Origin of the sequence: Streptomyces sp. R-07, from assembly GCF_049913175.1 — a bacterium.
Classification (GTDB): Bacteria; Actinomycetota; Actinomycetes; order Streptomycetales; family Streptomycetaceae; genus Streptomyces.
In genome coordinates, this window is record NZ_CP183978.1 from 1,713,801 (window position 1) to 1,725,904 (window position 12,104).

Annotated in this window: 10 protein-coding genes; 6 read left to right on the forward strand and 4 right to left on the reverse strand. The window is 70.8% G+C overall.

Annotation, left to right across the window (positions count from 1 at the left end):
* Window positions 1–1,601 precede the first annotated feature (1,601 nt).
* The 3 genes from ACN9M0_RS07670 (at window position 1,602) to tyrS (ending at window position 5,922) form a co-directional block, all read left to right on the forward strand.
* On the forward strand, window positions 1,602–3,125 hold the full coding sequence (locus ACN9M0_RS07670) for a TldD/PmbA family protein (RefSeq protein WP_366040760.1): 1,524 nt from the start codon (window positions 1,602–1,604) through the stop codon (window positions 3,123–3,125).
* A gap of 82 nt (window positions 3,126–3,207) precedes the next feature.
* On the forward strand, window positions 3,208–4,599 hold the full coding sequence (locus ACN9M0_RS07675) for a metallopeptidase TldD-related protein (RefSeq protein ID WP_399696351.1): 1,392 nt from the start codon (window positions 3,208–3,210) through the stop codon (window positions 4,597–4,599).
* A gap of 57 nt (window positions 4,600–4,656) precedes the next feature.
* A complete protein-coding gene (gene tyrS, locus ACN9M0_RS07680; protein ID WP_366040762.1) occupies window positions 4,657–5,922 on the forward strand; it encodes a tyrosine--tRNA ligase in 1,266 nt (421 codons plus the stop codon).
* 62 nt (window positions 5,923–5,984) lie between these two features.
* Here the strand turns inward: tyrS and ACN9M0_RS07685 are convergent, their stop codons facing one another.
* On the reverse strand, window positions 5,985–6,260 hold the full coding sequence (locus ACN9M0_RS07685; RefSeq protein ID WP_366040763.1) for a GlsB/YeaQ/YmgE family stress response membrane protein: 276 nt from the start codon (window positions 6,258–6,260) through the stop codon (window positions 5,985–5,987).
* Window positions 6,261–6,429: 169 nt separating this feature from the next.
* Here ACN9M0_RS07685 and ACN9M0_RS07690 point away from each other — a divergent pair, with 169 nt between their 5' ends.
* Both ACN9M0_RS07690 and ACN9M0_RS07695 read left to right on the forward strand, forming a co-directional pair.
* Window positions 6,430–6,756 carry a DUF3099 domain-containing protein gene (locus tag ACN9M0_RS07690; RefSeq protein ID WP_366040790.1) on the forward strand — a complete coding sequence of 109 codons (327 nt, stop codon included), beginning with the start codon at window positions 6,430–6,432 and terminating at the stop codon, window positions 6,754–6,756.
* A gap of 134 nt (window positions 6,757–6,890) precedes the next feature.
* Window positions 6,891–7,109, forward strand: coding sequence for a hypothetical protein (locus ACN9M0_RS07695; RefSeq protein WP_366040764.1), 219 nt, complete (start codon window positions 6,891–6,893; stop codon window positions 7,107–7,109).
* Here ACN9M0_RS07695 and moaA read toward each other — a convergent pair.
* The 3 genes from moaA to ACN9M0_RS07710 all read right to left on the reverse strand — a co-directional run bounded on the left by moaA (window position 7,092) and on the right by ACN9M0_RS07710 (window position 10,230).
* On the reverse strand, window positions 7,092–8,081 hold the full coding sequence (gene moaA / locus ACN9M0_RS07700) for a GTP 3',8-cyclase MoaA (protein WP_426403335.1): 990 nt from the start codon (window positions 8,079–8,081) through the stop codon (window positions 7,092–7,094). The two genes, ACN9M0_RS07695 and moaA, sit on opposite strands and share 18 nt — an antisense overlap.
* Before the next feature lie 152 nt (window positions 8,082–8,233).
* Window positions 8,234–9,859: a solute symporter family protein gene (locus ACN9M0_RS07705; protein WP_366040766.1), complete on the reverse strand. Its 1,626-nt coding sequence runs from the start codon at window positions 9,857–9,859 to the stop codon at window positions 8,234–8,236.
* Entirely contained in the window at window positions 9,856–10,230 is a 375-nt protein-coding gene (locus tag ACN9M0_RS07710) for a DUF485 domain-containing protein (protein ID WP_366040768.1), read from the reverse strand. The genes ACN9M0_RS07705 and ACN9M0_RS07710 overlap by 4 nt, the downstream gene beginning before the upstream one ends.
* A 273-nt stretch (window positions 10,231–10,503) precedes the next feature.
* Between ACN9M0_RS07710 and ACN9M0_RS07715 the strand changes: the two genes are divergently transcribed.
* Window positions 10,504–12,036, forward strand: coding sequence for a S8 family peptidase (locus ACN9M0_RS07715; RefSeq protein ID WP_366040769.1), 1,533 nt, complete (start codon window positions 10,504–10,506; stop codon window positions 12,034–12,036).
* Window positions 12,037–12,104: the final 68 nt, after the last annotated feature.

The following is a 12,104-nucleotide window of genomic DNA, read 5'->3' on the forward strand; positions in this document are numbered from 1 at the left end:
GCGCCGGGAGCGGGGGCCGGCGTGGACGGGGGGTGCGGTGGCGGGGGCCGGGGCGGCCGGGAGGGGGCCGGTCTGGGACGGCAGGAGGGCCGGGGGCGGCGGTTCCACCGCCCGGCGGACGGCCTCGATCGCGGAGGCGCCCGCCCGGACCCGGTCGGCGGTGCGGCCCGTGAGCGCGGTCGAGTCGCCGGTGGCGTGCTCGGTCGGTCCGGCCGGGGACTCGGACACGGGGTCGCCGGCAGCCGTGACGGCGGCCTCGGCGGCGGGCTCCGGTCCGCCCGTCCCCGCCGGTGTCTCCTCCCCCGCCGGGACGCCGAGTTCACGCAGCTGCGCCTCGGTGCGTTCCAGGTGGCGGCGGAGGTCGGAGGCCTCGTCCTCGTCGTCGGCCAGTTCGAGGAGTTCGGCGTACCGGCCGGCCTTGCGCCGCAGGGCGTCGGCCTGTTCGGCGCGCACCGCGCGAAGTCGCGTCAACTCGCTCTCGGCGTCGGCGTATCCGAGGTCCGGCCCCCAGATGAGTCCCTCGACGGCGAGTGCGGAGGCGAGCCGCTCGCGCTCCTCGGTCCACGCCGTGATCGCCTCGGCCGTGTCGGTGGGGAGGTGCCCGGTCTCGACGGCGTCCGCCGCCGCGCGCAGGTCGGCGGCCAGCCGTTCGCCGGCCCCCCGGAGCCGTACGAGCGAGGCGGGCAGGTCCACCGGTGTTCCGGTTGCGGTTCCGGTCAAGGGAGCGGCGTCCTCACACTCGAAGGTCTTCGTCGGAGGGTCGGGCACCCCGTCGGGTGCCGCGTCGGGTGCCTCGTCGGGCGCCTCGTCGGGCGCCTCGTCGGGCGCCTCGTCGGGCGCCTCGTCGAACGGGGAGTCGGGCGCCTCGCCGGGTGGGAAATCGGGCGGGGAGTCGGGCGGCGCATCGGGCGGGGCGTCGAAGCCCGGGCCGATCGTGTGCGCGTCGGACGGCGGACCGCTGTCGGCGGCCGCCTGTAACGCGGCCTCGTGCTCCCGCGCCAGCGGGCCCACCGGCAGCCGGCTCGTGCCGGGCAGGAGCATGCCGTAGAGGGCGCACCGCGCGAGGGGCGGGTCGAGCACCCGCAGCATGGCGAGGAGTTCGTCGAGGGTGGGTTCCGTGAGGGCGCGCTCCGGGAATCCGTACTCGTCGCGGAGCACTTTCACGGACCAGACGAGCCCGCAGGCGGCGATGCTCGTCAGCTGTCCCTGCTGGGCCTTGGCGAGCCGCACGCGCGCGGTGTGCAGTTCCTTGCGCGTGGGGGGCGTCCGGCGCGCGGGCCGGTCGGGTGCGTGGGCGTGTTTGTCGCTCCGTAAGCACTGATGCCAGGTCAGCAGGGACCGGAGGGCGTCCTCGTCCAGCGACGACAGCCAGGACCTGAGTCCGTTCACCCACCCGTGCATGGCGTCGATCATCTCATCGGATCCATGGCGGGGCTATGCCAATGCCCTATTCCGATTGCTCAATGGCCGGTGTGCGGGGGTCCGTTGGGACGGGTTCCGCCGGGGGCGCACTCCAATGCGCCGACTCGGCAGCCCGTCCCGTGATTGACTTCCGGGACAGTTCAACCTCCGCATTCCGATCGCCGAGAGCGAGGCCGCTCGTGGTCCATCAGATCGACCCTTCGTTCGTCGCGCTGCCGTTGCGGGCGCTCGCCGACGCGGCGCTCGCCCGAGCGCGCGCGCTCGGTGCCGAGCACGCGGACTTCCGCCTGGAGCGGGTGCGCAGCGCCTCCTGGCGGCTGCGCGACGCCAAACCGTCCGGTTCCTCGGACACCACGGACCTCGGCTACGCGGTGCGGGTGGTGCACGGCGGGGCCTGGGGCTTCGCGTCCGGCGTCGACCTGACGATGGACGGGGCCGCGCGGGTCGCCTCGCAGGCGGTCGCCATGGCCAAGCTGTCGGCGAAGGTGATCGCGGCGGCGGGCTCCACCGAGCGCGTGGAGCTGGCCGGGGAGCCGGTGCACGCGGAGCGGACCTGGGTCTCCTCGTACGAGATCGACCCGTTCTCCGTCCCGGCGGAGGAGAAGAGCGCGCTGCTCGCCGACTGGAGCGCGCGGCTGCTCGGGGCGGAGGGCGTGGCGCACGTGGACGCCTCGCTGCTGACCGTCCACGAGAACAAGTTCTACGCGGACACGGCCGGCACCGTGACCACGCAGCAGCGCGTGCGGCTGCACCCGCAGCTCACGGCGGTCGCCGTGGACGAGACGACCGGCGAGTTCGACTCGATGCGGACGATCGCGCCGCCGGTCGGGCGCGGCTGGGAGTACCTGACCGGGACCGGCTGGGACTGGGACAAGGAGCTCGACGAGATCCCGGGGCTGCTCGCGGAGAAGATGCGGGCGCCGAGCGTGGAGGCGGGCCGGTACGACCTGGTCGTGGACCCGTCGAACCTGTGGCTGACGATCCACGAGTCCATCGGGCACGCGACCGAGCTGGACCGGGCGCTCGGCTACGAGGCGGCGTACGCGGGCACCTCGTTCGCCACGTTCGACCAGCTGGGCAAGCTGGCGTACGGCTCCTCGATCATGAACGTGACGGGTGACCGGACGGCCGAGCACGGTCTCGCCACCGTCGGCTTCGACGACGAGGGCGTCGAGGCGCAGTCCTGGGACCTGGTGAAGGACGGCACGCTCGTCGGCTACCAGCTGGACCGGCGGATCGCGAAGCTCACCGGCCTCGGCCGGTCGAACGGCTGCGCCTTCGCCGACTCCCCCGCGCACGTGCCGGTGCAGCGGATGGCGAACGTCTCGCTCCAGCCGGACCCGGGCGGTCTGTCGACGGAGGACCTGATCGGGGGCGTGGAGCGGGGCATCTACGTGGTCGGTGACCGGTCCTGGTCGATCGACATGCAGCGCTACAACTTCCAGTTCACCGGCCAGCGCTTCTTCCGCATCGAGAACGGCCGGCTCGCCGGGCAGCTGCGGGACGTGGCGTACCAGGCGACGACCACCGACTTCTGGGGCTCGATGGAGCAGGTCGGCGGCCCGCAGACGTACGTCCTCGGTGGCGCCTTCAACTGCGGCAAGGCCCAGCCGGGCCAGGTCGCCGCCGTCTCGCACGGCTGCCCGTCCGCCCTCTTCCGGGGCGTCAACATCCTGAACACGACGCAGGAGGCCGGTCGATGAGCGCCCGCCACGACAATTGCCGGGGGTCCGGGGGTCGTCCCCCGGGTAAGCACAGTCTGAACACGACGCAGGAGGCCGGTCGATGAGCCGCGTCAGCAAGCCGTACGAGATCGTCGAGCGGGCCCTTGAGCTGTCCCGTGCGGACGGGTGTGTCGTCATCGCCGACGAGGAGTCCTCGGCCAATCTGCGCTGGGCGGGCAACGCACTCACCACGAACGGTGTGACCCGGGGCCGGACGCTCACCGTGATCGCGACCGTCGACGGCGCCCAGGGCACCGCGTCCGGTGTCGTCTCGCGGTCCGCCGTGACCGCCGACGACCTGGAGCCCCTGGTCCGGGCCGCCGAGGCCGCCGCGCGGGCCGCCGGGCCCGCCGAGGACGCGCAGCCGCTGGTGGGGGGAGTGCCCGCCTCGCCCGACTTCACGGACGCCCCGGCGGAGACCTCCTCGGCCGTCTTCACCGACTTCGCCCCGGCGCTCGGCGAGGCGTTCGCACGCGCGCGTGCGGGCGGCCGTGAGCTGTACGGCTTCGCCAACCACGAGCTGACCTCCAGCTACCTGGGCACGTCCACGGGCCTGCGGCTCCGCCACGACCAGCCCAACGGGACCCTGGAGCTCAACGCCAAGTCCCCCGACCGCTCGCGCTCCGCCTGGGCCGGTCGCTCGACCCGGGACTTCAAGGACGTCGACCCGGCCGCGCTGGACGCCGAGCTGGCGACCCGCCTCGGCTGGGCGGAGCGGCGGATCGAGCTGCCCGCGGGCCGGTACGAGACGCTGCTGCCGCCGACCGCCGTGGCCGACCTGATGATCTACCAGCTGTGGTCCTCGACGGCCCGGGACGCGGTGGAGGGCCGTACGGTCTTCTCGAAGCCCGGCGGCGGCACCCGGCTCGGCGAGACGCTGTCCCCGCTGCCGCTCACGCTGCGCAGCGACCCGAACGAGCCGGGTCTGGAGTCCTCGCCGTTCGTGATCGCGCACTCCTCCGGCGACGACTCCTCCGTCTTCGACAACGGTCTGCCGGTCGGGCCGGTCGACTGGGTGAAGGCCGGCAGCCTGGCGCACCTGATCACCACCCGGCACACGGCGGGGCTTACTGGCTTGCCCGTGGCGCCCGGAGCGGGGAACCTGATCCTGGACGGCGGCGGCGAGCGCTCCCTGGAGGAGATGGTGGCCGCGACGGAGCGTGGCCTGCTGCTGACCTGCCTCTGGTACATCCGTGAGGTCGACCCGGCGACGCTGCTGCTGACCGGGCTGACCCGGGACGGCGTCTACCTCGTCGAGAACGGCGAGGTGGTCGGCGAGGTGAACAACTTCCGGTTCAACGAGTCCCCGGTGGACCTGCTGTCGCGGGCCACGGAGGCGGGCCGTACGGAGAAGACGCTGCCGCGCGAGTGGAGCGACTGGTTCACCCGGGCCGCGATGCCCGCCCTGCGGGTGCCGGACTTCAACATGAGCTCGGTCAGCAAGGGGGTCTGACCCGCCTAGACTGATCGTCGTAGCAGCACTGACAACTTTCTGAGGAGACGGACGATCGTGACGGACATCGTCGACGAGCTGAAGTGGCGCGGGCTGTTCGCCCAGTCCACCGATGAGGACGCACTGCGCAAGGCTCTCGCGGACGGTCCCGTCACGTTCTATTGCGGTTTCGACCCGACCGCGGCCAGTCTCCACGTCGGCCACCTGGTCCAGGTCCTCACCGTCCGCCGGCTCCAGCAGGCCGGGCACCGGCCGCTGGCGCTGGTCGGCGGGGCCACCGGGCAGATCGGTGACCCGCGGCCGACGGCCGAGCGCACCCTGAACGACCCCGAGACGGTCGCGAACTGGGTGAACCGGCTGCGTTCGCAGATCGAGCCCTTCCTCTCCTTCGAGGGGGAGAACGCGGCGGTCATGGTGAACAACCTGGACTGGACCGCCGGGATGTCGGCGATCGAGTTCCTGCGGGACATCGGCAAGCACTTCCGGGTCAACAAGATGCTGACCAAGGACTCCGTCGCCCGGCGCCTGGAGTCCGAGCAGGGCATCAGCTACACCGAGTTCAGCTACCAGCTGCTCCAGGGCATGGACTTCCTCGAGCTGTACCGCCGCTACGGCTGCACGCTCCAGCAGGGCGGCTCGGACCAGTGGGGCAACCTGGTGGCCGGCCTCGACCTGATCCACCGCCTGGAGCCGGGCGCGGAGGCGCACGCCCTCGCGACCCCGCTGATGGTGAAGGCGGACGGCACCAAGTTCGGCAAGACCGAGGGCGGGGCCGTCTGGCTGGACCCGGAGATGACCACGCCGTACGCGTTCTACCAGTTCTGGCTGAACGTGGACGACCGGGACATCTCGACGTACATGCGGATCCTGTCCTTCAAGTCCCGCGAGGAGCTGGAGGCGCTGGAGGCGCAGACCGAGGAGCGGCCGCAGGCGCGTGCCGCCCAGCGGGCGCTCGCCGAGGAGCTCACCACCCTGGTGCACGGCGCCGAGCAGTGCGCGGCCGTCATCAACGCCTCCAAGGCGCTGTTCGGGCAGGGCGACCTGGCCGAGCTGGACGAGCCGACGCTCGCCGCGGCGCTGTCCGAGCTGCCGCACGCGCGCGTGTCCGAGCTGGGCCAGGTCGTGGACCTGTTCGCCGAGGTCGGGCTCGTCGCGAGCAAGTCGGCGGCGCGGCGCACGGTGAAGGAGGGCGGGGCCTACGTGAACAACGTGAAGGTGACCGCCGAGGACGCCGAGGTGTCGGCGGAGGAGCTGCTGCACGGCCGCTGGCTGGTGCTGCGGCGCGGCAAGAAGAACCTGGCGGCGATCGAGTTCGCAGGCTAGCGGGATCATGAGGAGAGGCCCGGTACGTGCGCTGTGCGCCGTACCGGGCCTCTCCTCGTCTCTCAAGCGCGCTGTTTGGTGCCCTTGATCGAGGCCCATAGCATGTCTCCCACGCCGACGACGGCGATGGCGCCGATCAGCTGGAGCAGGTGCCGGGTCCAGTCGATGCCCCGGGTGTCGTTGACTCCGATCCAGGTCGCGACCGCGTTGCCGAGCACGCTGCCGAGAATGCCGAACACGGTCGTCAGCCACAGCGGGATCTGCTGCTTCCCCGGCAGGATCGCCTTCGCGATCAGACCGAGGACGAATCCCACGATGATCGCCCACAACCAACTCATCGTCGCCTCCTAGTGCGCATGTGGGCCCAGTCTCGACCCGGCGCCCATACGGCGCATGTCGGACAGCGCCGTACGTGCCCCGGTCTCGTCGGCCCGGGTCGGCGGGCGTACGGTGGAAGGAGGTCCGGACCAGGGAGGGTCCGGCATGACCGCTGGGTGGTGGACGGCGATGCCGAAGCATGGCGGGACCGAGGTCTTCCGGATCACGGGGGCCCGGCAGGGGCTCGCGGACGACGTCCGGGGCCGGCAGCGGCGCTATGTCATCTCGATGACGGTGCGGACGCTCTCCGTGATCGCCGCGGCGGTCCTGTGGAACGTCGAGCGGCACGTGGCCGTCGTGGCCCTCGCCCTCGGCATCCTGCTCCCCTACATCGCCGTGGTGATCGCCAACGCGGGACGCGAGAGAGCTCCGTCCCTTCCCTCCACCTTCGTCCCCACTCCGGAGCGCCCCGCACTCGACGCTCCGAACCTCAAGAAAACCTCAGATCAATCATGACGATCCGGTGCACCGCACCCCATGTGCCGTGACATACTGCCTACGCGCTCCGCATCCCCCGTCGGAGCGACGGACCGATGCCGGGCAGCTCCCCCCGTGGCTGCCCGGCATCGACCTTGCTGGACAATGATCAGGTGAGCGAAGAGAAGCCGATCTGTTCCGCCAAGGGATGCCGCGCCGACGCCGTCTGGGTCCTCGCGTGGAACAACCCCAAGCTGCACACGCCCGAGCGCCGCAAGACCTGGCTCGCGTGCGAGGAACACCGCGAGCACCTCTCCCAGTTCCTGGGGGTACGGGGCTTCCTGAAGGACGTCGTGCCGCTGGCCGACTGGGACTCAGCCGCCGATGGCTGACATCGGGCGCTCGGGCTGGAGGAAGCTCGGGTCGTCGAGGCCGGAGCCGGCCTTCTTGCCCCACATCGCCTTCTTCCAGAGCTCGGCCACGTCCGCGTCCGGGGCGTCCGAGCGGAGCGCGGCCCGCAGGTCGGTCTCCTCGGTGGCGAAGAGACAGGTGCGCACCTGACCGTCGGCGGTGAGCCGGGTACGGTCGCAGGCCCGGCAGAACGGCCGGGTGACGGAGGCGATGACACCGACCGTGTGCGGTCCGCCGTCGACGGTCCAGCGCTCGGCGGGGGCCGAGCCGCGCTCCTCGGAGCCTTCCGGCGTCAGGGTGAACCGGGTGCGCAGGGACTCCAGGATGTCCCCCGCGGTGATCATGCCGTCGCGCTTCCAGCCGTGCTGGGCGTCCAGGGGCATCTGCTCGATGAAGCGGAGCTCGTACCCCTCGTCGATCGCCCAGGCGAGGAGGTCGGGGGCCTCGTCGGCGTTGAGCCCGGGCATCAGGACGGCGTTGACCTTGACCGGGGTGAGGCCGGCCTCGCGGGCGGCGGTCATGCCGTCGAGGACGTCCTGGTGGCGGTCGCGCCGGGTGAGGGTCTTGAAGACGTCAGGGCGCAGGGTGTCGAGGGAGACGTTGACCCGGTCGAGGCCGGCCGCCTTGAGGGCGGCGGCGGTGCGCTTGAGCCCGATGCCGTTGGTGGTGAGGGACATCCGGGGGCGCGGCTCCAGGGCGGCGCAGCGCTCGACGATCCCGACGAGGCCGGGGCGGAGCAGCGGCTCACCGCCGGTGAAGCGGACCTCGGTGACGCCGAGGTCGGTGACCGCGATGCGGATCAGCCGGACGATCTCGTCGTCGGTGAGGAGGTCCGGCTTGGCGAGCCACTGGAGGCCCTCTTCCGGCATGCAGTAGGTGCAGCGCAGATTGCACCGGTCCGTGAGCGAGACGCGCAGGTCAGTGGCCACACGGCCGTAGGTGTCGATGAGCACTGTGGGACCCCTCCCCGTATTTCCGGATGCGTGTACGTCGAGCCTACGTGAGCGCACGGACAACGAGCAGGGCAGATTGTCACGAGGACCGACGCGGCCGCGTCGTAGAACTCTACGACGCGGCCGTCCGATGGTCGCGCACCGTATACGGTTCAGTGCGCTCCGACTCCGGTGAGGGACTTGACCTCCAGTTCCGCGTACTTGCCCTTGTCCGGCTCCTCCTTGGAGAGGACCGAGCCGAGCCAGCCGAGCAGGAAGCCGAGCGGGATGGAGACGATGCCGGGGTTCTCCAGCGGGAACCAGTAGAAGTCGGCCGTCTTGAACATCGACGTGGGCTTGCCGGAGACGACCGGCGAGAACAGCACGAGGACGACGGCGGAGACCAGACCGCCGTAGATCGACCACAGCGCGCCCTTGGTGGTGAACCTCTTCCAGAAGAGCGAGTAGAGGATCGTCGGCAGGTTGGCCGAGGCGGCGACCGCGAAGGCGAGGGCGACGAGGCCGGCGACGTTGAGGTCGCGGGCGAGGGCGCCGAGCGCGATGGAGACGATGCCGATGAAGACGGTCGCCCAGCGGGCGGCCCGCACCTCCTCCTTCTCGGTGGCCTGGCCGCGCCGGATGACGTTGGCGTAGATGTCGTGCGCGAAGGACGAGGAGGAGGCCAGCGTGAGACCGGCGACGACGGCGAGGATGGTCGCGAAGGCGACGGCGGAGATGACGGCGAGGAGGATCGCGCCGCCGGTGGAGTCGGCTCCGCCGCCGATCTCCAGGGCCGCGAGCGGGGCGGCCGTGTTGCCGGCCTTGTTGGAGGCGACGATGTCGCTGTTCTTGAGGAGGGCGGCGGCGCCGAAGCCGAGCACGATCGTCATCAGGTAGAAGGCGCCGATGATGCCGATGGCCCAGTTGACGGACTTACGGGCGGCCTTGGCGGTCGGCACCGTGTAGAAGCGGATCAGGATGTGGGGCAGTCCGGCCGTGCCGAGGACGAGCGCGATGCCGAGCGAGAGGAAGTCCAGCTTGGAGGTGGCGGTGGCGCCGTACTTGAGGCCGGGCTCCAGGAAGGCCGCGCCCTTGCCGCTGTTGGTGGCGGCCGCGCCGAGCAGCTCCGAGACGTTGAAGTGGAACTTGAGGAGGATGAGGAAGGTGATCAGGAGCGTGCCCGCGATGAGCAGGACCGCCTTGACCATCTGCACCCAGGTGGTGCCCTTCATGCCGCCGATCGTCACGTACACGATCATCAGGAGGCCGACCAGGGCGACGATCCCGATCTTGCCGCCGTCGCTGGTGATGCCGAGCAGGAGCGAGACGAGGACGCCCGCGCCCGCCATCTGGGCGAGCAGGTAGAAGATCGAGACGACGATCGTCGAGGTGCCGGCGGCGGTGCGGACGGGCCGCTGGCGCATCCGGTAGGCGAGGACGTCGCCCATGGTGAACCGGCCGGAGTTGCGCAGCGGTTCGGCGACCAGGAGCAGGGCGACGAGCCAGGCGACGAGGAAGCCGATCGAGTACAGGAAGCCGTCGTAGCCGAAGAGGGCGATGGCTCCGGCGATGCCGAGGAAGGACGCGGCGGACATGTAGTCGCCGGAGATCGCGAGGCCGTTCTGGAAGCCGGTGAACTGGCGTCCGCCGGCGTAGAAGTCGGCGGCGCTGCGGGTCTGGCGGCCGGCCCAGACGGTGATGACGAGGGTGGCGAGGACGAAGGCGCCGAACAGGGCGATGATCAGGGGCCGGTGCTCGGTGGTGGCGTTGCCCGCCGCGAGCAGGACGGGGGTGCTCATGCGTCGCCCTCCATACGGGTTCTGATGGCCTCGGCCTTGGGGTCGAGCCGGTTCGCCGCGTGCCGCGAGTAGAGCCAGGCGATGAGGAACGTGGTGAGGAACTGGCCGAGGCCGAGGACGAGGGCCACGTTGATGTTGCCGAAGACCTTGGTCCCCATGAAGCCGCCCGCGTAGTTGGAGAGCAGCACGTACAGCAGGTACCAGGCGATGAAGGCCAGGGTGAGGGGGAAGGCGAAGGAGCGGTACGTACGGCGCAGTTCGCCGAACTCCGCCCCTTCCTGCACCTCGACGAACTGCTCCGTCGTGGGCGACGCGGGACCGTGGTCGGTCTCCGTGCCGTTTCTGGGCGGCGGCGGTGCTTCGGTAGCCACGGAATCTCCTCGTGACGCGGGGGCGGACGGCATGGTCAAGGGGGCCTCACCAGGGGTGCGGGAGCCGGGGCTCCGAGCGGAGCTCCTCCCCTGACCAACGGCACGGAGCCGGAACCGAAGCGGTTCACACGGGGGATTTTCTTGAACAGATCTTCATGAAGTCTTCTCAACTCATTGAAGCTTCGGGAAGATCAGCGATAACTTCACTCGTCATGCACCTGCCCGCGCGCAAACCCGCGCGGGGGCAGTACATACGGATGATGTGGAGAACCCATGGCTCATCTGGGATCGAGGCGCGGCCGAGCTCTCGCTCTGCCGGTTGGTCTCGCGCTCACGGCCTCGCTCGGCTTCCTGGCCCCCGGCGCCGCCTCCGCCGCGGAACTGAGCGACGCTCCGGCCACCGTGGCCACGAACGGCCCGAAGCTCTCGTACGTCGTCAACGTCGAGGGTGGCCGCTGGACCGCCGCCTCGGTGAAGAAGGCGATCGCCGCCGCGGGTGGCGAGGTGGTCATCTCGTACGACCAGATAGGCGTGATAGTCGTCCACTCGCAGAACCCCGAGTTCGCGAAGACGATCCGTCAGGCGCGTGGCGTGGTGTCGGCCGGTTCGACCCGCACCGCCCCGCTCTCCGCCCAGTCCGACGACTCCGTCGACGAGGGCGCGCAGGCGCTGTCCCCGGCCGAGGCGAAGGCCGCCGCGGCCGCCGCCACGGACGGTCAGGACCCGTTCGAGCCCCTGCAGTGGGACATGCCGGCGATCAAGGCCGACAAGGCCCACGAGAAGACGCTCGGCAGCAGCAAGGTCACCGTCGGCATCATCGACACGGGTGTCGACGACACCCACCCGGACCTGGCGCCGAACTTCGACGCCGCCGCCTCCGCCAACTGCGTGTCCGGCAAGCCGGACACCACCCCCGGCTCGTGGCGCCCCATGAAGGGCGAGAGCGACCACGGCACGCACGTCGCGGGCACCATCGGCGCCGCCAAGAACGGCATCGGCATCACCGGTGTCGCGCCGGGCGTGAAGCTCGCCGGCATCAAGGTGTCGACCCCGGACGGCTTCTTCTACACCGAGGCCGTGGTCTGCGGCTTCGTGTGGGCGGCCGAGCACGGCGTCGACGTCACGAACAACAGCTACTACACCGACCCGTGGATGTTCGCCTGCAAGAACGACGAGGACCAGAAGGCCCTCATCGAGGCGGTCACCCGGGCCACCCGCTACGCGGAGAAGAAGGGCACGGTCAACGTCGCCGCGGCCGGCAACTCCAAGTTCGACCTGGCGGCCGACACGATCACGGACACGACCAGCCCGAACGACACCACGGCGGTCACCCGTGACATCGACCCGAAGGAGTGCTTCGACTACCCGTCCATGCTGCCGGGCGTCGTGACGGTCTCCGCGACCGGCGCCAAGAACATCAAGGCGTCCTACTCCAACTACGGTCTCGGCGTGATCGACATCGCCGCCCCCGGCGGTGACCGCACCGAGTACCAGACGCCGGACGCCCCGGCGGTCAACGGCCGCATCCTGTCGACCACGGTCGACGGCGGCTACAACTACAAGGCCGGTACGTCGATGGCGTCCCCGCACACCGCCGGTGTGCTCGCGCTGCTGAAGTCGACGCACCCGCACGCCAGCCCGGCGGCGCTGAAGGCGCTGCTGTACGCGCAGGCCGACGACCTCGCCTGCACCAACCCGTACGACATCGAGGGCGACGGCAAGATCGACGCCGTCTGTGAGGGTGGCAAGAACAAGAACGGCTTCTACGGGGCCGGTCTGATCGACGCGCTCGACGCCGTCAAGTAAGCGGTGGGGAGGGCCCTGGTGTGGTGTGCCACACCAGGGCCCTTTCGCATGGCACCGAGTGCCACACT